This is a genomic window from Stenotrophomonas sp. NPDC077421 (assembly GCF_049545505.1).
GTDB classification, from domain to species: domain Bacteria; phylum Pseudomonadota; class Gammaproteobacteria; order Xanthomonadales; family Xanthomonadaceae; genus Stenotrophomonas; species Stenotrophomonas nematodicola.
In genome coordinates this window covers 66,127-88,364 of record NZ_JBMWDP010000018.1, presented here as the reverse complement: position 1 = coordinate 88,364, position 22,238 = coordinate 66,127, and the positions used below count along the sequence as shown (strand labels likewise).

General features: G+C 69.2%; 20 protein-coding genes. 10 read left to right on the top strand and 10 right to left on the bottom strand.

Annotated elements, in window-relative coordinates; genetic code table 11:
• Window positions 1-331: 331 nt before the first annotated feature.
• The 3 genes from ACPEH1_RS11785 to ACPEH1_RS11775 are packed head-to-tail and all read right to left on the bottom strand — an operon-like array spanning window position 332 to window position 2,693.
• Window positions 332-583, bottom strand: a complete 252-nt coding sequence (locus tag ACPEH1_RS11785; RefSeq protein ID WP_017357245.1) for a DUF6587 family protein — start codon at window positions 581-583, stop codon at window positions 332-334.
• A complete protein-coding gene (gene feoB / locus ACPEH1_RS11780; RefSeq protein WP_136004003.1) occupies window positions 583-2,442 on the bottom strand; it encodes a ferrous iron transport protein B in 1,860 nt (619 codons plus the stop codon). Before feoB ends, ACPEH1_RS11785 begins: the two co-directional genes overlap by 1 nt.
• Window positions 2,439-2,693 (bottom strand): FeoA family protein, encoded by a 255-nt coding sequence (locus ACPEH1_RS11775; protein WP_017357247.1) that lies wholly within the window; start codon window positions 2,691-2,693, stop codon window positions 2,439-2,441. Before ACPEH1_RS11775 ends, feoB begins: the two co-directional genes overlap by 4 nt.
• A 120-nt stretch (window positions 2,694-2,813) precedes the next feature.
• On the opposite strand from ACPEH1_RS11775, the gene ACPEH1_RS11770 reads away from it, so the two are divergent.
• The 7 genes from ACPEH1_RS11770 (at window position 2,814) to ACPEH1_RS11740 (ending at window position 9,711) form a co-directional block, all read left to right on the top strand.
• Complete coding sequence (locus tag ACPEH1_RS11770) at window positions 2,814-3,602, top strand: enoyl-CoA hydratase-related protein (protein WP_262071351.1); 789 nt, start codon at window positions 2,814-2,816, stop codon at window positions 3,600-3,602.
• Window positions 3,603-3,612: 10 nt separating this feature from the next.
• Window positions 3,613-3,999 (top strand): VOC family protein, encoded by a 387-nt coding sequence (locus ACPEH1_RS11765; protein ID WP_017357249.1) that lies wholly within the window; start codon window positions 3,613-3,615, stop codon window positions 3,997-3,999.
• 192 nt (window positions 4,000-4,191) lie between these two features.
• Window positions 4,192-5,085 (top strand): hydroxymethylglutaryl-CoA lyase, encoded by an 894-nt coding sequence (locus tag ACPEH1_RS11760; RefSeq protein WP_136004001.1) that lies wholly within the window; start codon window positions 4,192-4,194, stop codon window positions 5,083-5,085.
• Entirely contained in the window at window positions 5,082-7,691 is a 2,610-nt protein-coding gene (locus tag ACPEH1_RS11755; RefSeq protein ID WP_017357251.1) for a sensor domain-containing protein, read from the top strand. The genes ACPEH1_RS11760 and ACPEH1_RS11755 overlap by 4 nt, the downstream gene beginning before the upstream one ends.
• Window positions 7,692-7,724: 33 nt before the next feature.
• Complete coding sequence (locus ACPEH1_RS11750; protein ID WP_423715822.1) at window positions 7,725-8,495, top strand: SDR family NAD(P)-dependent oxidoreductase; 771 nt, start codon at window positions 7,725-7,727, stop codon at window positions 8,493-8,495.
• Between the two features lie 66 nt (window positions 8,496-8,561).
• A complete protein-coding gene (gene yeiP, locus ACPEH1_RS11745; RefSeq protein ID WP_017357253.1) occupies window positions 8,562-9,128 on the top strand; it encodes an elongation factor P-like protein YeiP in 567 nt (188 codons plus the stop codon).
• A complete protein-coding gene (locus tag ACPEH1_RS11740; RefSeq protein ID WP_313273914.1) occupies window positions 9,118-9,711 on the top strand; it encodes a hypothetical protein in 594 nt (197 codons plus the stop codon). The genes yeiP and ACPEH1_RS11740 overlap by 11 nt, the downstream gene beginning before the upstream one ends.
• Window positions 9,712-9,723: 12 nt before the next feature.
• On the opposite strand, the gene ACPEH1_RS11735 is transcribed toward ACPEH1_RS11740, so the two are convergent.
• The 4 genes from ACPEH1_RS11735 to ACPEH1_RS11720 form a co-directional block, all read right to left on the bottom strand.
• On the bottom strand, window positions 9,724-10,458 hold the full coding sequence (locus tag ACPEH1_RS11735; RefSeq protein WP_026070960.1) for a COG3650 family protein: 735 nt from the start codon (window positions 10,456-10,458) through the stop codon (window positions 9,724-9,726).
• Window positions 10,459-10,554: 96 nt separating this feature from the next.
• Window positions 10,555-10,944 carry a nuclear transport factor 2 family protein gene (locus ACPEH1_RS11730; protein ID WP_423715821.1) on the bottom strand — a complete coding sequence of 130 codons (390 nt, stop codon included), beginning with the start codon at window positions 10,942-10,944 and terminating at the stop codon, window positions 10,555-10,557.
• Window position 10,945: 1 nt separating this feature from the next.
• Window positions 10,946-14,059 carry a multidrug efflux RND transporter permease subunit gene (locus ACPEH1_RS11725; RefSeq protein ID WP_423715820.1) on the bottom strand — a complete coding sequence of 1,038 codons (3,114 nt, stop codon included), beginning with the start codon at window positions 14,057-14,059 and terminating at the stop codon, window positions 10,946-10,948.
• Between the two features lie 65 nt (window positions 14,060-14,124).
• Window positions 14,125-15,276 carry an efflux RND transporter periplasmic adaptor subunit gene (locus ACPEH1_RS11720; RefSeq protein WP_423715819.1) on the bottom strand — a complete coding sequence of 384 codons (1,152 nt, stop codon included), beginning with the start codon at window positions 15,274-15,276 and terminating at the stop codon, window positions 14,125-14,127.
• A 127-nt stretch (window positions 15,277-15,403) separates the two neighbouring features.
• Between ACPEH1_RS11720 and ACPEH1_RS11715 the strand changes: the two genes are divergently transcribed.
• Window positions 15,404-16,153: a response regulator gene (locus ACPEH1_RS11715; RefSeq protein WP_017357425.1), complete on the top strand. Its 750-nt coding sequence runs from the start codon at window positions 15,404-15,406 to the stop codon at window positions 16,151-16,153.
• Window positions 16,153-17,220, top strand: a complete 1,068-nt coding sequence (locus ACPEH1_RS11710) for an ATP-binding protein (RefSeq protein ID WP_312709209.1) — start codon at window positions 16,153-16,155, stop codon at window positions 17,218-17,220. The genes ACPEH1_RS11715 and ACPEH1_RS11710 overlap by 1 nt, the downstream gene beginning before the upstream one ends.
• Here ACPEH1_RS11710 and ACPEH1_RS11705 read toward each other — a convergent pair.
• The 3 genes from ACPEH1_RS11705 to ACPEH1_RS11695 all read right to left on the bottom strand — a co-directional run bounded on the left by ACPEH1_RS11705 (window position 17,198) and on the right by ACPEH1_RS11695 (window position 20,764).
• A complete protein-coding gene (locus ACPEH1_RS11705) occupies window positions 17,198-19,018 on the bottom strand; it encodes a DUF4105 domain-containing protein (protein ID WP_423715818.1) in 1,821 nt (606 codons plus the stop codon). The two genes, ACPEH1_RS11710 and ACPEH1_RS11705, sit on opposite strands and share 23 nt — an antisense overlap.
• A complete protein-coding gene (locus ACPEH1_RS11700; protein WP_017355453.1) occupies window positions 19,018-19,314 on the bottom strand; it encodes a DUF2388 domain-containing protein in 297 nt (98 codons plus the stop codon). The genes ACPEH1_RS11705 and ACPEH1_RS11700 overlap by 1 nt, the downstream gene beginning before the upstream one ends.
• Before the next feature lie 61 nt (window positions 19,315-19,375).
• A complete protein-coding gene (locus ACPEH1_RS11695) occupies window positions 19,376-20,764 on the bottom strand; it encodes an FAD-binding oxidoreductase (protein WP_423715817.1) in 1,389 nt (462 codons plus the stop codon).
• 178 nt (window positions 20,765-20,942) lie between these two features.
• On the opposite strand from ACPEH1_RS11695, the gene serA reads away from it, so the two are divergent.
• Window positions 20,943-22,184: a phosphoglycerate dehydrogenase gene (serA, locus tag ACPEH1_RS11690; protein WP_017355455.1), complete on the top strand. Its 1,242-nt coding sequence runs from the start codon at window positions 20,943-20,945 to the stop codon at window positions 22,182-22,184.
• The last annotated feature ends 54 nt before the right edge of the window (window positions 22,185-22,238 follow it).

Sequence of the window (22,238 nt, the reverse complement as noted above, 5' to 3'; positions counted from 1 at the left end):
ATCTGACGCAAACCCGTAGAGCCGGGCTTTGCCCGGCTGCCTTTCGTTGGATGTCCCACGATCTGACCCAAACCCGTAGAGCCGGGCTCTGCCCGGCTGCCTTTCGTTGGATGTCCCACGATCTGACCCAAACCCGTAGAGCCGGGCTCTGCCCGGCGGCCTTTCGTTAGATGTCCCACGATCTGACCCAAACCCGTAGAGCCGGGCTCTGCCCGGCTGCCTTTCGTTGGATGTCCCACGATCTGACGCAAGCCGGGTAGAACCCGGCTCTACAAGGCTGCGCTTTGCCTGGGTGTCACGCGATCTGACGCACGCCGGGTAAAACCCGGCGCTACCGCTTCGGCGGGGTTGGGCCGCAGCTGTCGCAACCGCCGCACGCGCCACCGCCGCCACTGGCGGGCGGGGCGATCTTCCTGCCCAGCGCCTGCAATGCGGCGCTGCGGTCGGGCTTGAGCAGCGCCAGCGCCAGGACGCCGCGCACCTTGCGCACGGTGCCCGGAAACTGCTTTTTCAGCACCACCCAGGCACTGAACAGGACGATCAGGGCGACCACCACGTACTGCAGGAACAGACCGGCGCTCATCAGCCGCCTCCCAGCGCCACGGTGAGCTGATAGGTGACCAGCGCGGCCAGGTAGGCCGCCGCGAACAGGTAGAAGGTGGCGAAACCGACCTGCTTCCACGAGTTGGTTTCACGCTTGATCGTGGCAAGCGTCGAGATGCACATCGGCGCATAGATGAACCACACCAGCAGCGACAGACCGGTCGCCAGCGACCAGCCATGCGCCACCACCGGGGTCAGCGCCTGGATCGCGGCATCATCGTCGGGCGCGGACAGCGCGTAGATGGTTGCCAGCGACGACACCGCCACTTCCCGCGCGCCCATGCCCGGGATCAGCGCGATGCAGATCTGCCAGTTGAAGCCCAGCGGCGCGAAGAACACTGCCATCGCGTGGCCGATCTGGCCGGCGTAGCTGTAATCGATCGCCGGCATGGTCGCGTTCTCCGGCGCCCCAGGGAACGACAGCAGCACCCACAGCAGAATGGTCAGCGACAGAATGATGCCGCCCACGCGCTTGAGGAAGATCATGCCGCGCTCGTACAGGCCCACCGCCAGATCGCGCGGGTGCGGGATGCGGTAGGACGGCAGTTCCAGCATCAGCGGGTGCTCGCTCTTGTCGCGGCGCCACTTCTTCATCACCCATGACATCGCCAGCGCACTGAGGATGCCGGCCACATACAGACCGAACAGCACCAGCCCCTGCTGGCTGACGAAGCCCCACAGGGTTCTGGCGGGAATGAACGCGCCGATCAGCAGCGCATACACCGGCAGCCGCGCCGAGCAGGTCATCAGCGGTGCCACCAGGATGGTGGCCAGGCGGTCGCGCGGGTCCTGGATGCTGCGCGTGGCCATGATCCCCGGCACCGCGCACGCGAAGCTGGACAGCAGCGGGATGAACGACCGCCCGGACAGGCCGGCCGAGGCCATCATCCGGTCCAGCAGGAACGCGGCACGAGGCAGATAGCCGGATTCTTCCAGCGCCAGGATGAAGGCGAACAGGATCAGGATCTGCGGCAGGAACACCACCACCCCGCCCACGCCGGCAATGATGCCGTCGGTGAGCAGGCTGGTCAGCGGCCCTTCGGGCAGTACCGCACCAACGGTTTCGCCCAGCCAGCCGAAGCCGGCCTCGATGCCGTCCATCAGCGGCGTGGCCCAGGCGAACACCGCCTGGAAGATCAGGAACATCACCACCACCAGCGTAAGCAGCCCGAACACCGGGTGCAGCAGCCAGCGGTCCAGCGCGTCGTCGATCTTCGCGGTGCGGGTCGGCATGCTCACGGCCGCGGCCAGGATGGCGCGGACGCGGGTGTGGTAATCCTCGCGGGTGTCAGGCGCCGCCACCGGTGCCTGCAGGTGCGGCACCATCGCGTCGAGGCGCTCGACCAGCGCGTGGGCGCCGTTGCGGCGCACCGCCACGGTTTCCACCACCGGCACGCCCAGCGCCTGTTCCAGCGCGGCAACGTCGATCCTGATGCCGCGACGCTCGGCCGCATCGACCATGTTCAGCGCCACGATCATCGGCTTGCCCAGCTCGCGCAGTTCCAGCGCGAAGCGCAGGTGCAGGCGCAGGTTGGTGGCGTCGATCACGCATAGCAGCACGTCCGGCGCCGCCTCGCCGGGATAGAAGCCCCGGCACAGGTCGCGGGTGATCGCCTCGTCCAGGCTCGCCGGCTGCAGGCTGTAGGCGCCCGGCAGGTCGAGCACGGCGAACTCGCGGCCGGACGGCGCACGCAGGCGCCCTTCCTTGCGTTCCACGGTGACGCCGGTGTAGTTGGCAACCTTCTGGCGGCTGCCGGTGAGCTGGTTGAACAGCGCGGTCTTGCCACTGTTGGGGTTGCCCACCAGCGCCACGCGCAGCGGAAGGGCCGCGGCGCTCATGCCGGGGCTCCGGCGACGACCGCGGTCACCTGGATGCGCCGGGCCTCACTGCGGCGCAGGGCGAAGCGGGTGAACCCGACCTGCACCAGCAGCGGCTCGCCGCCGACCGGACCACGGGCTACCAGACGCACATCTTCTCCCGTCACAAACCCCAGCTCCTGGAGCCGGCGGGCGATGGCATCGTTTGCATGCAGTTCCTGCACGGATTCCACCAGGGCGGAGCTGTGCAGAGGCAGATCGGACAGCGTCACAGAGCGCCTTCTGGTTGATAGGAATGGTTATCAATTCTAGCATCGCCGCGTCGCGTCATGGCCCGTGACCAATGGCCCGCTATGATCTGTACATGTATGGAGTAATCGCAGGCCCCCTCGATGAGTGATGCACTACGGATAGAACGCAGCGGGTCGGTCCTGACCCTGTGGCTGAACCGCCCCGCCCTCCACAACGCCTTCGACGCGGCCCTGATCGCCCAGTTGACCGCCGCGCTGGAGGCCGCCGGCCGCGACGCCCAGGTCCGCGCGGTGGTGTTGGCGGGCCAGGGCGCCTCGTTCTCGGCCGGCGCGGACATGCAGTGGATGCGTGGCATGGCGGCGGCGAGCGAGGAGGACAACCGCCAGGATTCGCTGGCGCTGGCGCGTCTGATGCGCACCCTGGACGAGCTCCCCCGCCCGACCATCGCCCGCGTGCACGGCGCCGCGTTCGGCGGCGGGGTGGGCCTGGTGGCCTGCTGCGATATCGCCATCGCCAGCACCAGCGCGCGCTTCGGGCTGACCGAAAGCCGGCTCGGCCTGCTGCCGGCGGTCATTTCCCCGTACGTGATCGACGCCATCGGCCCACGCCAGGCGCGCCGCTGGTTTGCCACCGGCGAACATTTCGATGCCGAGACCGCCCTGCGCATCGGCCTGGTACACCAGCTGATCGACCCTGAACGCATCGACGAAGCCGTGCAGCGCCAGCTCAGCCTCCTCGACAAGGCCGGCCCGATCGCCTCGTCCTCGGCCAAGGACCTGGTCCGCCGGGTGTCGGTGGGCCGCGACCGCGACGCTCTCGACCGCGACAATGCCGCGCTGATCGCCCGCCTGCGGGTATCGGCCGAGGGCCAGGAGGGCCTGGGCGCCTTCCTGGACAAGCGCGCCCCCCATTGGGTTACCCAGGACTGAGAACGCCACCATGCTCGACCACATCGGAATCCGCTGCGCCGACTTCGCCCGCAGCCTGGCCTTCTTCCAGCAGGCGCTGGCCCCGCTCGGCATCGGCGTGGTGATGCAGGTCAGCGCCGCCCAGACCGGCGACCACGACCATGCCGGCTTCGGCCGCACCGGCAAGCCGGACTTCTGGATCGGCAACGCCCCCGGCGCCCACGGCGGCGTACACGTGGCCTTCAGCGCCGACAGCCGCGCCGAGGTTGACGCCTTCCACCAGGCCGCATTGGCCGCCGGCGGGCGCGACAACGGCGCTCCCGGCATCCGCGAGTACTACCACCCCGATTACTACGGGGCGTTCGTGCTCGATCCGGACGGCAACAATATCGAAGCGGTGTGCCACCGCCCGGCCTGACCCACCCGCCGGCCGCCCCGGCGGCCGCGCCATTCACCGCGGGCTGGCCGCTTTGCCGCCCATCCCGCGTATCCCCCTTTCGTGGCCCGCCGGGGAACGTGGGCCACCCTTGCCTGCCAGGACTCTACGTGACTTCTCCCCTGACCCGCGCTCTCCCGGTTGCCCGCCCCGTCCCGTCACGGGAGCGCGCGCATGGATGATTTCGTCCGCATCGTCGAGGTCGGCCCGCGCGACGGGTTGCAGAACGAAGCCCAGCCGGTGGCAACCGCCGACAAGATCGAGCTGATCCGCCAGTTGTCCCTTACCGGCCTGCGCACCATCGAGGCGACCAGCTTCGTCAGCCCGCGCTGGGTGCCGCAACTGGCCGACGCCGCCGAGGTCTATCAGGGCATCGACCGCCTCCCCGGCATCGCCTACCCGGTACTGGTGCCCAACGAACAGGGCTACGACCGTGCCCGTGCGGTGGGCGTGGACGAAGTGGCAGTGTTCACCGCTGCGTCGGAAACGTTCAACCGCACCAACACCAACGCCGGCATCGACGAGTCGCTGGCACGCTTCGCGCCGATCCTGGAACGCGCCCGCGCCGACGGGGTCAAGGTCCGCGGCTACGTCTCCACCGTGCTGGGATGCCCGTACCAGGGCGAGGTGCCGGTGAGCGAGGTGGTGCGCGTGGCCACTGCGCTGTACGCGATGGGCTGTTACGAAATCTCGCTGGGCGACACCATCGGCGTGGGCACCCCGCGCAAGGCCCGCGCGATGCTGCATGCGGTCGCGGCCGAGCTGCCGATGTCGGCCCTCGCCGTGCACTTCCACGACACCTATGGCCAGGCCCTGGCCAACATCGACGCCTGCCTGGACGAAGGCGTGCGCGTGGTCGATTCTGCCGTGTCCGGCGCGGGTGGCTGCCCGTACGCCAAGGGCGCCAGCGGCAATGTCGCCAGCGAGGATGTGGTGTATCTGCTGCACGGCATCGGCATGCGCACCGGCATCGATCTGCCGGCACTGGCAGCCACCGGCCGCTGGCTGGCGGCGCGGCTGGGCCGCGACACCGGCAGCAAGACCGGGAAGGCGCTGGCGGCCACATGACCCGACGCAGCCCGCGCAAGGACGCTGCGGTCGGTGATCATCTCACCGCCCACGTCGACGCGCTGGCTGCGCTGGACCGCGCCCTCGCGCAGGCACCGCCTGACGCACTGCGCCAGCTGCTGGAAGTGGCGCAGGCCGCCCTGCAGGAAGCGATGGACGAGCGCCAGCTCGCCCTGCGCCGCTATGCCGCGCTGTTCGACGCGGTGCCCGACCCGGTCAGCATCCTCAGTGAAGCGGGCGTGGTACTGGACCTCAACCACGCCGGCGTGCGTGCCTACGGGCGCAGCCGTGAGGACATCATCGGCCAGCCGATCGAACTGCTCAATCCGGACCTGCCCAGCGACCACCTCGACCCCGTCTGGGAGGCGCTGCATCGCGGGGAAACCTACGTCATCGAAGTCACCAACATGCGCGGCGACGGCAGCCGCTTCCCGGTGGAGGTGCACTCGGCCGGCTTCGAGCACCAGGGCGAACACTGCATCGTCGCCGTCGCGCGCGACCTCAGCAGCCGCTGGCAGGCCGAGTCGCGCTACCGCCTGCTGATGGAATCCATCGACAAGGGCGTGATCCTGTTCGATCGCCAGCTGCGGGTGGTGTCGGCCAACCCTGCCGCGCACCGCATCCTGGGCATTCCCGGCAACGGCAACAGCCTCCAGGCGATGCTCTGCCCGGAGGACTGGATCAGCGTGGACGAGCATGGGCACCCGCTCACCCGGGAGCAGTGGCCGGCGGCGGTCTCGCTGCGCACCGGGCGGATCATCCGCAGCACCATCGTCGGGCTGTACCACCGGCCGCGCGGCCGGATGATCTGGATCTCGACCACCAACGTTCCGGTCTACGGCAACGGCCGCGACAGTCCCGACCATGTCTTCGGGCTGTTCAGCGACATCACCGAGCTCAAGCGCAACAACACCCTGTTCGACCGCGCGCAATCGCTGGCCCATATCGGCGGCTGGGAGTGGGATCGCGGCCTGCAGCGGCTGTACCTCACCGACGAGGCCACCCGCATCCTCGGCCAGGAGCCGCCGCTGCAGGACATGGCCCAGCTGCTCGACTGCCTGCGCCTGAACGACCGCTCGCTGCTGCAGCAGGCCCTGCTCGATGTGATCGACAAGCAGGCACCCTTCGAGCTGGAACTGCAGGGCCAGCGCAGCGACGGACATACCTTCTGGGTGCGCATGATCGGCGAGGCAGAGGCCGGCGACGTCAACGCCGCGCGCATCGCCGGCACCGTGCAGGACATCACCGCGCGCAAGCAGGCCGAGGAAACCCTGCGCATCCAGGCGCGTACCGACCCGCTGACCGGCATCATGAACCGCGACGCGGTGCTCAACGATCTCGCCGCACGCATGTCCAATCCGACCCATTGCCGGGTGGCGGTGCTGTACATCGACCTGGACCGCTTCAAGACCGTCAACGACCTGCTTGGCCACAACGCCGGTGACGAACTGCTGATTGACGCCACGCGCCGCATCGCCACGGCGATCGGCACCGAAGGGCTGGTGGCGCGCTTCGGTGGTGACGAGTTCCTGGTGATCTGCGACACCCGCGACCAGCACGACCAGCCCGAGCGCCTGGCCGACGCGATCACCCAGGCATTCAGCACGCCGTTCCGCTTCGGCAGCGACGAGTTCGCAGTCACCGCCAGCATCGGCATCGCCCGCGCACCGCAGGACGGACTGCGTCCGCAGCAGCTGATCCAGAACGCGGACATCGCCATGTACGACTGCAAGCGCCGCACCCGCAACGGCTGGCAGGTGTTTTCCCCGGAACTGGCGCAGCGCCAGCACGATCGCCTGCAGATCGAAAGCCGCCTGCACCGGGCGCTGGACGACGACGAGTTCCACCTGGTTTACCAGCCGCAGGTGGACCTGCGCAGCGGCCAGCTGGTGGCCGCCGAGGCGCTGATCCGCTGGCGCAACACACAGCTGGGCGAACTGCGCCCGGACATCTTCATCGGCCACGCCGAGAGCACGGGCGACATCGTGCGGATCGGCCTGTGGGTGCTGCGCGAGGCCTGCCGCCAGGTCCGCCAGTGGCAGGATGACGGGCTGGGGATCGTGCGGGTGGCGGTGAACGTCTCCTACCGCCAGTTCGTCGGCGAGGACCTGGCCCGGAACGTGCGCCAAGTGCTCGACGAGTTCGGCCTGCCCGGCAGCGCGCTGGAGCTGGAGTTCACCGAGCGGGTACTGATCGAGGATGCACCGGACACCCTGCAGACCTTCGCCCGGCTGCGCGAGATGGGCGTGCTGCTGACCATTGACGACTTCGGCGAAGGCTACAGCGCGCTGAACTACCTGCGCCGGCTGCCGATCCACGGCCTCAAGCTGAGCCAGCTGTTCGTCGAGGGCGTGCCCGGCAACCGCTCGGACGTGGCGGTGTGCGAGGCGGTGTGCGGCATTGCCCGCAGCCTCGGACTGGGACTGGTGGCCGAGGGCATCGAGTCCGAACAGCAGCGCCACTTCCTGCAGGCGCTGGGGGTATCGGTCGGCCAGGGCTTTCTGTTCGCCCCGGGCCTGCCGCCGGATGAGTTCGCCCGCCGCCTGGCCGCGCGCGCCGCGCCGGCGGTGGCGGTGCACAACGGCGAAACCGGCCGCATCCGCTAGAATCGGCGCTTCCAGACTCCACAGGTACGCGCAATGCAGCTGTCTTCCGTCCGCGCCGTCATCACCGGCGGCGTTTCCGGCCTGGGCCTGTCCGTGGCCCGTCACCTGGTCGCCCACGGCGGCAAGGTGGCCCTGTTCGACCTCAACGACGACAAGGGCGCGGCCGCCGTTGCCGAACTCGGCGCCGCCCATGCGCGCTACTTCACCACCAACGTCAGCGACGAAGCCGCCGTGGTGGCCAATATCGATGCCGCCCACGACTTCCTCGGCGGGCTGAACGTGGCGATCAACTGCGCCGGCATCCTCGGCGCCGGCCGCGTGCTGGGCAAGGAAGCGCCGATGCCGCTGGCCAACTTCCAGGGCACTGTGATGGTCAACCTGGTCGGCAGCTTCAACGTCGCCAAGGCCGCCGCCAACCGCATGCAGCACAATCCCGCCGGCGACGACGGCGAGCGCGGCGTGATCATCAACACCGCCAGCGTGGCCGCCTACGAGGGCCAGATCGGCCAGGCCGCCTATGCTGCCTCCAAGGGCGGCGTGGTCGGCATGACCCTGCCGATGGCGCGCGAGCTGTCGCGCTTCGGCATCCGCGTGATGACCATCGCGCCGGGCATCTTCTGGACCCCGATGGTCGATGGCATGCCGCCGGCCGTACAGGAATCGCTGGCCGCGTCGATCCCGTTCCCGCCGCGCCTGGGCAAGCCGGAGGATTTCGCCGGCCTGGTCGGCCATATCCTCGGCAATACCTACCTCAACGGCGAAACCATCCGCCTCGATGGTGCGGTGCGCCTGGCACCCAAGTAACATCCGCGCCACCCTCCGGGCGTCCTCGCGGGCGCCCGACACCTCCACGAACCGACCGTCACTCCCATGAAAGCCAACGACATCAAGAAAGGCAACGTCGTCGAATACAACAACGGCGTCTACCAGATCCGCGACATCGAACGCAGCTCGCCGCAGGGCCGCGGCGGCAATGTGCGCTTCCGCTTCATCATGTACAGCGTGCCGGGCGGCAACAAGCTCGACGCCAGCTTCGATGCCGACGACAACCTGCCCGAAGTCGAGCTGCTGCGCCGCCAGTCCACCTATTCGTACAAGGACGGCGACGCGTTCGTGTTCCTGGACGACGAGGACTACACCCCCTACACCCTCGATGCCGATGTCATCGGCGATGACGCCGGTTACATCACCGATGGCCTGAGCGGCATCTACGTGCAGGTGATCGACGAAACGCCGGTGGCCGTGCAGTTGCCCACCAGCGTGGTGCTGGAAGTGATCGAAACGCCGCCGGAGCTCAAGGGTGGCACCGCCACCAAGCGCCCGAAGCCGGCCAAGCTCAACACCGGTATCGAGATCATGGTGCCGGAGTACATTGCCAACGGCGAACGCGTGCTGGTCAACACCACCACCGGTGAATTCGCCGGCCGTGCGGACTGAACGCCTCGTTCTGACCGCCTGCCTGTCCCTGCTTGCGGCGTGCGCGCCGCGGGCGGCGGACAGCGCCGACGAAGGTGCCGACGCGGTGGTGGAGACGCGACCTGCGGACGAGGTGGCGACAGCAGCCCACGTGCCACTGCCAACCGATGCCGTGCCTGATCTCGACCCCGCACCGGACAGCGCCGGCGCCACCATCGGTGGCGATGCGTCCGGCATGCCCGACAGCCGCGAACAACTGGATCGCGCCCGCGCCGAGGCCGGATGCGACATTCCCGAAACCGTCTACGACCTCAACGACATCCGCGTGTACTGCGCGCTGCCAGCAGACGCGCGCGCCTTTCTCGAGCGCGAGAACACCTGCCAGCACGTTGCTGGCGAAGAGGCCTATGACGAGGCCCGTGGCAGAGAACTGGCCGCTGCCGCAGAAGCCTTCTGCAACGGACGCGAACGCCTGTTCGCCGGCCTGTTGGACGCCCACGGTGACGACTGCAGCGTCCGCCTCCTTCTTCTCGACGTGGGCAGGCGCTACGACCTGCTCACCGGCGTGCCGCCGGACGACTGCCCGCCCGGCATTTCCCGCTGAGACCGGTGCCGGTCAGGGCCGCGCCGCCAGCGACGGAGCGCCGGCGAAGTCGCCACAGCCGTGGTACTGGCGCGCGCCTACCGTCAGCATCGCGGTGGCACCGAAGGCCTGGCCGCTCATGTCGTCCTGGCACACGGTGCGCTGGAAGGTGAGTTTGATGTCGGTCCCATCGGCCGCCTTGCCCGACCAGCCATCCCTGCCCTGCGTGGGCGTGGCGATCTCGAAGGTGCGCTGCCCGTAGTCGGTTTCCACCCGCAGATGCGGCGAGGCGCCATCGGCCACCACGGCCAGCCAGCCCGGTTCGTTGCCGGTGGCGCGGAACACCATGCCGGTCGCTGCGGTCGACGGCGGCGCCGGCACAGCGTCTTCCCCGCCCGGGCCGGTGCAGTTGCGATCCGCCTCGCCCTTCAGCGACAGGACGCCCTCGGTGGTGCCCTTGGTCCAGAACACGTTGCCCTCGCCGTCGCCGTACTTTGCGCCGGACGCCGCAGGCTGGGACGACATCGCGAACGTCCGCTCGCCGGCGACCACGGTCGCCGCATCCTCGCCCCTGTAGGTCGCCCGCACTGCAAGATCACCGCACTGGAAGGCATAGGTGCGCGCATCGGTGGTTGCGGTCGCGGCCGGCGGCGCATCGGTGCTGCCCGCTGCGGGATCGACCGTGCCCGCCGGTGTCTGCTGCGCCGGCTGGCAGGCCGCCAGACCGAGCACGATGGCCACACTCAACAGTCCCTGGGGTGCACGCATGTTCGACTCCTTGCAGTTGTTCCACTCAACACCCGATGCTAGCGCGCCCCCACCCGGGGGAGGTGAAGCGGCGGTGACTCGCCGGACCCCGCGCACTCAGGTGTCGCGGGCCGGCAGCATCCCCACCGAGAGCAGGTGGACACCGGCAGGCGATGAACAGCGGGCCCACACCCGCAGCAGCCGCAGGCGACGCAGCTGCTCGCCACCGTCGGCAATGCAGGTCAGGGACACGTCGCTGGCAGCAAGCAGCAACTGACCGCAGGCCAGATACTCGATGGCGCTCTGCTCGATCGCCACCACCCGCAGGCGACGCGCGGCCCACGCCTCCAGGCAGGGATGCGCGCCCTGCCAGTGGCCCGCCGCATCGGTGAAGAACAGCGACGGCGACAGCCACTGCCGCGCCGCCTCGACATCCTGCGCCAGCAGTGCCTGGCGCAGCCCGGCTTCGGCCCGCGCGGTGCGCTGCTCGATCCCATCCACAGTCATCTCACCCTCCCCGGTGCCGTCGCCACGGCCAGCGCCAGCGGCGCATGCCCTGCACCAGCACATAGAACAGCGGCACGAAGAACACGGCCAGCACGGTGCCCGTCAGCATGCCGCCGAACACGCCCGTGCCAATCGCATGCTGGGTCTCCGCCGATGCACCGGAGGCCAGCATCAGCGGCACCACGCCCAGCGCGAACGCCAGCGAGGTCATCAGAATCGGTCGCAGCCGCAGCCGCGCCGCTTCCACTGCCGCCTCGACCACGCCGCGCCCCTGCTGCTGCAGCTGGCGGGCGAACTCCACGATCAGGATCGCGTTCTTGGCCGACAGGCCGATCACTGTGACCATGCCTACCTTGAAGAACACATCATTGGGCAGGCCGCGCAGCAGCACCGCCGCAACCGCGCCCAGCAGCCCCAGCGGCACCACCAGCATCACCGCCGCCGGAATCGACCAGCTTTCGTACAACGCCGCCAGCACCAGGAACACCACCAGCATCGACAGCACCAGCAGCCACGGTGCCTGTGCGCCCGATGCCTGCTCCTGCAACGACTGGCCCGTCCATGCCAGCGCGAAGCCGGCCGGGAGCTGCCGGGCCAGCCGCTCCATTTCGGCCATCGCCTGGCCACTGGAGGTGCCAGGCGCGGCGTTGCCGGACACACTGAGTGCCGGAAACCCCTGATAGCGCTCCAACTGCAGCGGCGTCTGCGACCATACCGGCGTGACCACTTCGGACAACGCCACCATGCCCCCCGTGGCGTTGCGCACGTGCAGCGCCAGCACATCCTCCACCTGCATCCGGTGCGGCGCGTCGGCCTGCACGATCACCTGCTGCATGCGCCCGGCATTGGGGAAGTCGTTGACGTACTGCGAGCCCAGCGCCGCCGACAGCGTGTCGCTGATGCGGGTGAAGCCCACGCCCATCGCTTCGGCCTTGTGGCGATCGATCTCCAGCCGCACGGTACTGCCAGCCGGCAATCCCTCGGCATGCACATCGCGCAGCAGCGGGCTCTTCGCCGCCAGCGCCAGCAGGTGCTGCAGCGCCGCCTGCAGCTGCGCGTGGTCCTGACCGGCACGCGCCTGCAGCCGCAGCTCGAAGCCCGATGACGTACCCAGGCTGTCGATCGCCGGTGGCATCACGCTCATGATCTGCCCCTCGGGCGCGGCAGCCATCGCCGCCTGCGCGCGCTGCACTTCGTCGCCCGCGCTGGCACCATTGCGGGCGCTCCAGTCCTTGAGCATGGTGTAGGCCAGCGCCGCGTTGGGGCCGGAGCCGGCGAAGCTGTAGCCCATGATCGACTGGTTGGAGGCGATCCCCGGACGCGAGGCGACGTGCGCTTCGTAGCGCTTCACCACCTCCAGCGTGCGCTCGGCGGTGGCATCGGCGGGCAGCTGGATCGATGTCATGAAATAGCCCTGGTCTTCCTCGGGCAGGAACGCCCCCGGCACCAGGTGCAGCCCCAGGCCAAGGGCAACCACCAGCGCGACGAACACGGCCATGCCGCGACCGCCACGCTGCAGAATACGCACCACGCGACGCTGGTAGCCGGCCGTCATCCGCTCGACACCGCTATTGAACCACCCGAAGAAACCGCTGCGTCCATGATGGCCGCGGGTACTGGGGCTGAGCAGCGTCGCGCACAGGGCCGGGGTCAGGCTCAGGGCGAGGATGGCCGAGAACAGGATGGACACCGACATCGCCAGCGTGAACTGGCGGTAGATCGCGCCGACCGATCCATCCGCGAAGGCCATCGGAATGAACACAGCGGTCAGCACCAGGGTGATGCCGATCACCGCGCCGGTCAGCTCCTTCATCGCCTTGGCCGTGGCCTCGCGCGGCGGCAGGCCTTCCTCGGCCATGATCCGCTCCACGCCTTCCACCACCACGATCGCATCGTCGACGATGATGCCGATCGCCAACACCATGCCGAACATGGTCAGCACGTTGATCGACACGCCTGCCGCCAGCATCACCGCGAACGTGCCAAGCAGCGCGATCGGCGCCACGATGGCCGGGATCAGCGTGTAGCGGATGTTCTGCAGGAACAGGTACATCACCGCGAACACCAGCACCATCGCCTCGATCAGCGTGATCAGCACCTGGCGGATGGAGATCTCCACGAATGGGGCGGTGTCGAACGGCACCGTCGCCTCCATGCCTGCCGGCAACGTCGGCGCCAGCTCGGCGATGCGCGCCCGTACCGCCCGCGCGGTGCGCACCGCGTTGGCGCCCGGCGACAACTGGATCGCCGCCGCTGTGGCCGGCACGCCGTCCTCGCGGGTGGACCACGCATAGCTCTGCGCGCCCAGTTCGACCCGCGCCACGTCGCCGAGCACCACCGTGCCGCCGTCGGCACGGGCGCGCAGCACGATCGCCGCGAACGCGGCCGGCGTGGTCAACTGGCCCTCGGCCGTCAGCGGGATCGTCACCCGCTGGCCCGGCAGCGCGGGCGAGTCGCCGACGCGGCCCGGCGCGATCTGCACATTCTGCGCGGCGATCGCCTGGGCAAGGTCGTCCAGCGTGAGGCTGTACGCGGTGAGCTGCGACGGGTCCACCCAGATCCGCATCGCGCGCTCGGCACCGAACAGCTGCACGCGGCCGACCCCGTCGATGCGGCGCAGCTCGTCAACGATGTTGCGCGCCATGTAGTCGCTCAGGTCCACCTCGTCCAGGCGTCCGTCCACCGATTTCAGGCCGACCAGCATCAGGAAGCCCGAATCGGCCGCTTCCACCGTCAATCCGTTCTGCCGCACCACCTGCGGCAACCGTGGCTCGATCGCCTTGATCCGGTTCTGCACATCCACCTGCGCCAGTTCCGGGTCGGTGCCCGGGCGGAACGTCGCCGAAATGGTGGCCTCGCCGGAGGTGTCGGTGGACGAGGAGAAGTACAGCAGGTGTTTGACGCCCGACAGCTCGCGCTCGATCAGTCCGACCACGGCATCGTTCATGGTCTGCGGCGTTGCGCCGGGGTAGCTGGCGTAGATGCTCACGCTGGGCGGCGCAACTGCCGGATAGCGTTCGATGGCCAGCCGGGGAATCGCCAGCACGCCGGCGAGCACTACGAAAATGGCCAGCACCCAGGCAAATACCGGGCGATCAATGAAAAACTGGGGCATGCAACGTCCTTTGCACATCGGGCAGGCGCTGGCGCGCCTGTTCCGACGGGGTCAGCCGGGGGAAATCAGGGCGCGCCCAGCGCGCCCGTCGTCTGTGGGTGTTTCCAGGGCCTGGCATCGACCACCACGCCTTCCTGCAGGCGCTCCTGGCCTTCCACCACCACGCGTTCGCCGGCATGCAGGCCGTGCTTGACCACGTATTGGCGTTCGACCTGGCCGTCGATCTCGACGGTGCGGATCACCGCTTTGTCATCCTTGCCGATCACCCATGCGTAGGCCTGCCCGCCGGTACTGCGCAGCACCGCCTGCTGGGGCAGCAGCAGCGCCGCCGGCTGCACGCCGCGTGGCACCCGGGCGCGCACGAACATGCCGGGCAGCAGACGCCGTTCGGGATTGTCGACCACGATGCGCAGCACGATGTCGCCCGTTTCGGCATCCACGTTGATCCCCGAGAACAGGATCCTGCCCTTCTCCGGGTAAGCCTGCCCGCCACTGCCCAGCAGCGTCACCGGCAGGCCCGTGGCCTTGTCGAGCTGACCGGACACCACGCTGCGCTGGATGCTCTCCAGCATCGAGGCCGGCTGCCGCACATCCACGTACACCTGGTCCAACTGCTGCACCACCGCCATCGGCGTGGCATCGCTGGCGGTCACCAGCGCGCCCTCGGTGACCAGCGCCTGGTCGATGCGGCCGTCGATGGGCGCATCGACTGTCGCATAGCGCAGATCCAGCCGACGTCGTGCGAGCGTGGCGCGTGCCTGGGCCACATCGGCAAGCGCCTGCTGATGCTCGGCGCGTGCGTCGTCGCGGGCCTGGTGGCTGACCACCTGCGCCGCCGCCAGCGACTGCAGCCGTTCGGACTGCACGCGGGTACGCGCCAGGGTCGCCTCGCTGCGCTGGAGCATCGCCGCCGCGCTGTCGACCTCGGCATGGAACGCGGCAGGGTCGATCTGGAACAGCGGCGTACCGGCCTTGACCTCGGCCCCCTGCTCGAACAACCGCTTGAGCACGATCCCGCCCACCTGCGCGCGGATCTGCGCGGTGCGTACCGCGGCCACCCGGCCGGGCAGCTCATCGTCGAGCTGGACGATCGACGGCGACAGCGTCGCCACCGTGACCGCAGGCGCCGCGACGGCAGGCACGTCTTCCCTGGAGCAGGCCGTGGTCACGGCCATGATCGCCGCGCAGGCGGCGGCGCAAATCCTGTTGGTCTTCATCTGCAGCACACGGGCCGGATCACCGGCTGAAATCATGAATGGCCAAGTCTGCGTGGAGCACGTGGGGTTTCGATGGAGGAAATGTGGAGATACGATGGAGCGCTAAGCACCTTCCGGCCCTGCCTGCATGCACGCCACCGATTCGCCCCGCGCCAGCCCCGCGCGCTGGGACCGCTCCCTCCACGCGCTGGTCCTGATCGTCGAAGACGAGCCGGAGATCGCCGACATCGTGGCCGCCTACCTGGAACGTGAAGGTCTGCGCACGCTGCGCGCGCAGGACGGGCTGGCCGCGCTGGCCCTGCACCGGAGCGCGCGCCCGGACCTGATCCTGCTCGATGTGCAGATGCCCGGCATGGATGGCTGGACGGTGCTCAACACGCTGCGCCAGCGCGGCGATACCCCGGTCATCATGCTGACCGCGCTGGACCAGGACCTGGACAAGCTGACCGCGCTGCGCATGGGCGCCGATGACTACGTGGTCAAACCGTTCAACCCGGCCGAAGTGGCCGCGCGGGTGCGGGCGGTGCTGCGGCGTACGCTCAACCAGCGCGCGGCAGGCGCCTCCGGCGTGCTGCGCGTGGCCAACCTGGTCATCGATGCGGAGAACCACCAGGTCCATGTGGAAGGCGACGGCTACAGCCACGAACTGCTGCTGACGCTGACCGAGTTCAAGCTGCTGCACTGCATGGCGCTGGCGCCGCTGCGCATCTTCAGCCGCAGCGAACTGATGCACGAATGCCTGCCGGAGAGCGAGGCGTTGGAACGCACGGTGGACAGCCACGTCAGCAAGCTGCGGCGCAAGCTCGACGAGGTCGGCCTGGAGAACGTGCCGGCCAGCGTGCGCGGCGTCGGCTACCGCCTGGCGGCGGATCGCTGATGCGCCGGTCCGGGCTGAGCCGGCACATCGTGGTGTCGATGTCGCTGATGGCGCTGTCGGTGATCGTGATGGTGATCCTCAGCTCCTATGTGCTGTACGCCATCCTGGTGACCTTCTATCCGGGTGCCACCGAGGAGCCGGCCAGCTGGGCGCCCAGCGGCCCCGAACTGGTGTGGATGGCCGGGGTGACCCTGATCGGGCTCGGACTGGCGATCGCTGCTTCGGTACGGTTGTCGCAACGCATCCTGGGGCCGCTCAATTCGGTGGTGGACAGCATCCGTCGTCTCGCCAATGGCGATCTCGGCGCACGCGCCGCCGCCAGCAACCACTCGCTTGGCGAGGTCGCGCTGCTGGTGGACGACTTCAACGCGATGGCACGGCGGCTGCAGAACATGGATGCCGACCGGGTCATGTGGCATGCGGCGATCGCGCACGAACTGCGCACCCCCGTGACCATCCTGCGCGGTCGGCTGCAGGGGCTCGCCGAGGGCGTGTTCGCGCCCGACGAAGCGCAGTTCCGCAGTTTGCTGGCACAGGTGGAAGGGCTGTCACGGCTGATCGAAGACCTGCGCGTGCTGAGCCTGGCCGACAGCGCGCGCCTGGATGTGCGCCGTGCGCGCAGCGACGTGGTCCAGGAGGTGCATTCGGTGATGACCCTGGTCGACCCCGGCTTCCGCACCGGCGGCTTCGTGCTGGAGCTGGAAACCTCACGCGGCGAGCACCCGGCGCACTGCGATCCCACCCGCGTGCGCCAGGCCCTGATGGCGCTGCTGGAGAACGCCCGCCGCTACGCCACGCCGGGACGCGTGCGCATTGCCGTGCACGACACCGCCACCCACGTGGAGATCGCCGTCGACGACGAAGGCCCGGGCGTCGACCCGACACTGAGCGCGCACATCTTCGATCCGTTCATGCGCGGCGACGGCTCGCGCTCGCGTCAACGGGGCGGCAGCGGCCTGGGATTGGCCGTGGTCAAGGCCATCGCCGATGCGCATGGCGGCCAGGTCTGGTGCACCGCCAGCGCGCTCGGCGGTGCACGGTTCGTCATCGCATTGCCGCGCCAGTAGCGGTCTCGGCCTGCGCCAGCCGGCGCATGCGGTCGCCCAGGCGCGCCAGGCTGGCGTCGATGGTGTCCAGTTCCCGCTGCTGCGCCGGCGGCAACCGGGCCCGCATCTGCTGCTGCAGCGCGGTCCACGCCGGGATGCCGCGGGCGCTGATGCGTGCGGCGGCGGCGGCCGCCTCGGCGCGCTCGGCCGCCATCGGCAGCCCGTAGCCGCCGTCGTCCACCAGCGCCGCCGGACTGACCAGCTGGCCGGTATCGCGGAGCAGCGCAAGCAGGGTGTCGCGGGCGGCATCGATGCTCTCGCCAGGGCGCCCCAACGTGTGTTTCAGCCGGTCGCGGGCGCGCAGCTCCTCGCGATGGCGGGCAGCCTGTTCCAGCAGCAACAGCGCCGAGGTGGCACGCAGCCCGCCCTGCTCTATCCAGCGGGCGCGCTCACTCGCCGGGCGCTGCAGCCACGCCGCGACCGCATCGGTGTCCAATGGCAGCTCCTGCCGCGCCACATCGAACAGCTGCTGGTAATGCGTCTGGGCGGACGCGAAGTAATACCCGTTGCGGGTGGCCGCCGCACGGTCGTCCAGCACCGAACGGTCTGCCAGACCCTGCCGTTCCAGCCGGGCCAGCAGACCGCGTGGCGTGATCCGGTTGAGTCCCGGCGACGCCAGCCGCGGCACGCCTTCCTGCAGCAGCTTGCCGGTCTCCACGGCGCAGTTGTTGCTGACGAACAGATAGCGGCCGTCATAGCTCCAGTGCACCTGCGCGACCCGTTCGAGCAGTGTGGCGATCTCCGCGCGGTCCAGCCGCAGCGGCACCGAGGACAGGCCACGCAGTTCCAGCTGCGTGTACTCGTTGACCACTTGATTCAGTGGCAGCACGAACAGACGCGAGGGATAGGAGCCGGTCAATCCGCGCCAGCTGGAGATCTGCACGTCACCCACGAACGCACGGAACGACAGCACGCGGTGATACGACAGATCCATGCGGCATGCCGGTCCAGGTACACGGCCGGGGGCGCACACGACCAGCCGCAGCATGCTGTGGCCCCAGCGGCTCATCAGCTGGTCATTGCCTTCGGCCAGCAGGTAGTCCACCGCGTAGATGCGCGCGGGGTCCAGTTCCAGCAGCGATGCCGCCCCCGTGGCGTCGTCGGCCTGCAACAGCGGCAGCCGCACGTCGCAGTCGGGCGCGTCGGCGCGGGCCCCCAGGTGTCCGGCAAACCAGGCCTGAAGCGCGGGGCGTCGGCACGCATAGTCCGGGTCCAGCAGATAGTGCTCGGCGTTCACCGCCAGGAACTCGGCCGGGCTGGCGCGCTCGTAGGCGTCGGGGCTGCGCGCACTGAAATGATTGCCGGTGCGCCCCCAGCGCCACGGCCGCTGCTGCCAGCCGGCCAGGTCGCGCCAGCGCGCGCTGCGCGACCAGCCACCGGCATCGGCGCGGTCCAGCACGTGGGTGAGTTCATGGATCAGCGCCGCCTGCACGGCGCGCGGCAGCGGCTGCCCGTCCTCCACGGCGTCGAGCAGCGAACGCTTCAGTGTGATCGCGCCGTTGCGCGCACGGCCGTGCACGCGGTCCGGCAGCGTGTCCGACCAGCGCACCGGCACGGGCGCATCGAAGCGGGCCTGCCAGTCGGCAGGCAGTCGGGCCTGCACCGCTGCCAGGACACGTTCGGCCGCCTTCGCCTGCCGGGCGTCCAGTCCCTGCGGGTCGAGGTCCAGCTGCAGCGCCGCCTGGGCCAGCGGCGCGAGCAGCAGCGCGGTCAGGACCGTCCAACGCCAGCGACGGGCCGGACCGCGCACGCTGGACATCAGCGGGCCAGCAGCGCCTTGGCCAGGGCCATGTCGCTGACCTGGCGCTGCGTTGCATCGCGTTCGCGCACATGCAGCAGTGCCGCTTCCAGGCGGGCGCCACGGATGGCGCCGTCGGTGGCGACAAACGCCGCGGCATCGTCGCGCGCATCCAGCACGACCTTGTCGTCACTCGAACTGGACGAGCCGGCCGACGACGCACCGGATGCCGAACCGGCGGAGCTGCCAGCGAAACTGGACGCCAGCGCGGACAGCGGCAGCGCGAGGACGGCGAGAAGCAGGATCGGACGCATCATCAGGGTGTCGTTCGCGTAGGAAAACGCAGAGCGTATAGGCTGCGTGAAGATCTGTCGCGCGTCAGAGGTCGAACACCTTGCCCGGATTCAGCAGCCCTTGGGGATCAAACGCATGTTTGACCGCCTTCATCAGCGCGATCTCGGGCGCGCTGCGGGTGCTGTCCAGGTAGCCCTTCTTGACCAGTCCGATGCCGTGCTCGGCCGAAATGCTGCCATCGAAACGCGCCAGCACCTGCGCCAGCAGCCTGGTTACATGCTCGCACTGGGTCAGGAACTCGGCATCGCTGGTGGCGTCGGGCTTGAGCACGTTGATGTGCAGGTTGCCGTCGCCGATGTGGCCGAACCACACCACGTCGAAATGGGGGTAGGCCTGGCCGATCAGCGTCTGCGTTTCGGCCATGAAGGCGGGCATCGCCGAGATCCGCACCGACACGTCATTCTTGTACGGCTTGTAGCGCGCCACCGCTTCGGTGATGCCCTCGCGCAGCCGCCACAACTGCGCCGCCTGCGCCTCGCTCTGGCTGACCACGCCATCGCTGACCCAGCCCTGCTCCATGCACGCTTCGAACGCCGCCATCGCCGCCGCTTCCTGCACCTCGTCGCCGGCGGCGAACTCGGTGACCACGTAGAACGGATGCACCTCGGCGAATGGCGCCTGCGCGCCATGCGCGAGTACATGCGCCAGCGCGCGGTCGGTGAAGAACTCGAAGGCCTGCAGCTGCAGGCGGTCGCGGAACGCGGCGAACACCTGCATCAGCACGTCGAAACTCGGCAGCGCCAGCAGCATGACGTTGCTGGCCGGCGGAGGATCGGCAAGCCTGAGCGTCGCCTCGACGATCACGCCCAGCGTGCCCTCCGATGCGATCAGCAGCTGGCGGAAGTCATAGCCGCTGGAGTTCTTGATCAGGCCCTTGTTGAGTTCGAGCAGCTGGCCGTCGGCGGTGACCACCTTCAGGCCGGCGATCCACTCGCGGGTGTTGCCGTAGCGGATCACCCGGATGCCGCCGGCATTGGTGGCGATGTTGCCGCCGATCGAACACGAGCCGCGCGCGGCGAAATCCACCGGATAGATCAGCCCGTGTTCCCGTGCCGCGTTGTGCACGGCCTCCAGCGCCATGCCCGCCTGCACCGTGAGCGTGCGGTCCACTGCATCGAAGGCCAGCGCCTTGTTCATGCGCTCCAAGCTCAGGACCAGCTCGCCGTTTGCCGCCACGGCGCCGCCGGAGAGGCCGGTGCGGCCGCCCGACGGCACCACCGCCACGCGGTGCGCCGACGCCCAGCGCAGGATGGCCTGCACCTCCTCGACACTGCCGGGCAGCGCGATCGCCAGCGGCGACGGCACCCAGCGCCGGGTCCAGTCCCGCCCGTAGTGCTCCAGGTCGCCCGCGTCCGTCGTGAGCCGCAGCCCGGGGCAGTCCTGCAGCAGGGAAGAAAGGCGCGGGTCGGTCATGGCGTCGGCACGGAACGGGGGAAGCCCAAAAGGGTAGCAGACCGCCCCGCGCCGGCTGCATTCCGGGCCACCCGATAGGTGCATCTGAAACCATCGTCGCGCCCTTTGGCGCACTGCACAATCGCGCCCGGGTTCTGGCATAGTTGGCGGCTCCCGTCCTACATGCTGCCGCTCGCCCATGTCGCCGAAGAAGACCTCGTTCCCGAAGCAGGATATCCGCGTGCTGTTGCTGGAGGGGGTGAGCCAGACCGCGATCGACGTGTTCACCGCCGCCGGGTATTCGCAGATCGAACAGCACACCAAGGCGCTGCCCGAGGACGAGCTGAAGGCCCGCATCGCCGAGGCCCATATCGTCGGCATCCGCTCGCGTACCCAGCTCAGCGCCGAGGTGCTGGCCCATGCCAAGCGCCTGATGGCCGTGGGCTGCTTCTGCATCGGCACCAACCAGGTGGACCTGGAGGCGGCCGAGCTGGCCGGCATCCCGGTGTTCAACGCCCCCTACTCCAACACCCGCAGCGTGGCCGAACTGGTGATCGCCGAGGCGATCATGCTGACCCGCGGCATTCCGCAGAAGAACGCCGAGTGCCACCGGGGCGGCTGGTCCAAGTCGGCCGCCGGCAGCCACGAAGTCCGCGGCAAGACGCTGGGCATCATTGGCTACGGCCACATCGGCACGCAGGTCGGTGTGATGGCCGAGGCGATGGGCATGCAGGTAATCTTCCATGACATCGAGACCAAGCTGTCGCTGGGCAATGCCCGCGCGGCGATCGACCTGGACGACCTGCTGGCGCGGGCCGACATCGTGACCGTGCACGTGCCGGAAACGCCGGCCACGCAATGGCTGATCGGCGCCGACCAGCTGGCGCGGATGCGCCCTGGCGCACACCTGATCAATGCCGCGCGCGGGACCGTGGTCGACATCGACGCACTGGACGCGGCGCTGCGCAGCGGCCACATCGGCGGCGCGGCGCTGGACGTCTTCCCGGTCGAGCCCAAGGGCAACGGCGATGCGTTCGTGTCGCCGCTGACCGCGCACGACAACGTGATCCTGACCCCGCACGTGGGTGGCAGCACGCTGGAGGCGCAGGACAACATCGGCGTGGAAGTGGCCGCCAAACTGGTGCGCTACAGCGACAACGGCAGCACCCTCTCGGCGGTCAACTTCCCCGAGGCCACCCTGCCCGAGCACGCCGACAGCCTGCGCCTGCTGCACATCCACCAGAACGTGCCGGGCGTACTGTCCAAGGTCAACGAGATCTTCTCGCGCCTCAACGTCAACATCGACGGCCAGTTCCTGCGCACCGATTCCAAGGTGGGTTACGTGGTGATCGACATCACCGCCAGCGAAGAACAGGCGGGCGCGGTGCGCGAAGAGCTCGCGGCGATTCCCGGCACCCTGCGCACCCGCGTGCTGTACTGACGCCGCACCGGATACCCGGGACGCCGCCGCGTAGCGCCGGGTTCAGCCCGGCTG

What these genes read in the sequence shown, in the direction of transcription:
- ACPEH1_RS11710 (WP_312709209.1), top strand. Translation starts at nt 16,153, where the DNA reads ATGCGCCGGTCCGGGCTGAGCCGGCACATCGTGGTGTCGATGTCGCTG.
- yeiP (WP_017357253.1), top strand. Translation starts at nt 8,562, where the DNA reads ATGAAAGCCAACGACATCAAGAAAGGCAACGTCGTCGAATACAACAAC.
- ACPEH1_RS11785 (WP_017357245.1), bottom strand. Translation starts at nt 583, where the DNA reads ATGAGCGCCGGTCTGTTCCTGCAGTACGTGGTGGTCGCCCTGATCGTC.
- ACPEH1_RS11765 (WP_017357249.1), top strand. Translation starts at nt 3,613, where the DNA reads ATGCTCGACCACATCGGAATCCGCTGCGCCGACTTCGCCCGCAGCCTG.
- ACPEH1_RS11715 (WP_017357425.1), top strand. Translation starts at nt 15,404, where the DNA reads ATGCACGCCACCGATTCGCCCCGCGCCAGCCCCGCGCGCTGGGACCGC.
- ACPEH1_RS11725 (WP_423715820.1), bottom strand. Translation starts at nt 14,059, where the DNA reads ATGCCCCAGTTTTTCATTGATCGCCCGGTATTTGCCTGGGTGCTGGCC.
- ACPEH1_RS11720 (WP_423715819.1), bottom strand. Translation starts at nt 15,276, where the DNA reads ATGAAGACCAACAGGATTTGCGCCGCCGCCTGCGCGGCGATCATGGCC.
- ACPEH1_RS11735 (WP_026070960.1), bottom strand. Translation starts at nt 10,458, where the DNA reads ATGCGTGCACCCCAGGGACTGTTGAGTGTGGCCATCGTGCTCGGTCTG.
- ACPEH1_RS11750 (WP_423715822.1), top strand. Translation starts at nt 7,725, where the DNA reads ATGCAGCTGTCTTCCGTCCGCGCCGTCATCACCGGCGGCGTTTCCGGC.
- serA (WP_017355455.1), top strand. Translation starts at nt 20,943, where the DNA reads ATGTCGCCGAAGAAGACCTCGTTCCCGAAGCAGGATATCCGCGTGCTG.
- feoB (WP_136004003.1), bottom strand. Translation starts at nt 2,442, where the DNA reads ATGAGCGCCGCGGCCCTTCCGCTGCGCGTGGCGCTGGTGGGCAACCCC.
- ACPEH1_RS11700 (WP_017355453.1), bottom strand. Translation starts at nt 19,314, where the DNA reads ATGATGCGTCCGATCCTGCTTCTCGCCGTCCTCGCGCTGCCGCTGTCC.
- ACPEH1_RS11705 (WP_423715818.1), bottom strand. Translation starts at nt 19,018, where the DNA reads ATGTCCAGCGTGCGCGGTCCGGCCCGTCGCTGGCGTTGGACGGTCCTG.
- ACPEH1_RS11770 (WP_262071351.1), top strand. Translation starts at nt 2,814, where the DNA reads ATGAGTGATGCACTACGGATAGAACGCAGCGGGTCGGTCCTGACCCTG.
- ACPEH1_RS11695 (WP_423715817.1), bottom strand. Translation starts at nt 20,764, where the DNA reads ATGACCGACCCGCGCCTTTCTTCCCTGCTGCAGGACTGCCCCGGGCTG.
- ACPEH1_RS11760 (WP_136004001.1), top strand. Translation starts at nt 4,192, where the DNA reads ATGGATGATTTCGTCCGCATCGTCGAGGTCGGCCCGCGCGACGGGTTG.
- ACPEH1_RS11755 (WP_017357251.1), top strand. Translation starts at nt 5,082, where the DNA reads ATGACCCGACGCAGCCCGCGCAAGGACGCTGCGGTCGGTGATCATCTC.
- ACPEH1_RS11730 (WP_423715821.1), bottom strand. Translation starts at nt 10,944, where the DNA reads ATGACTGTGGATGGGATCGAGCAGCGCACCGCGCGGGCCGAAGCCGGG.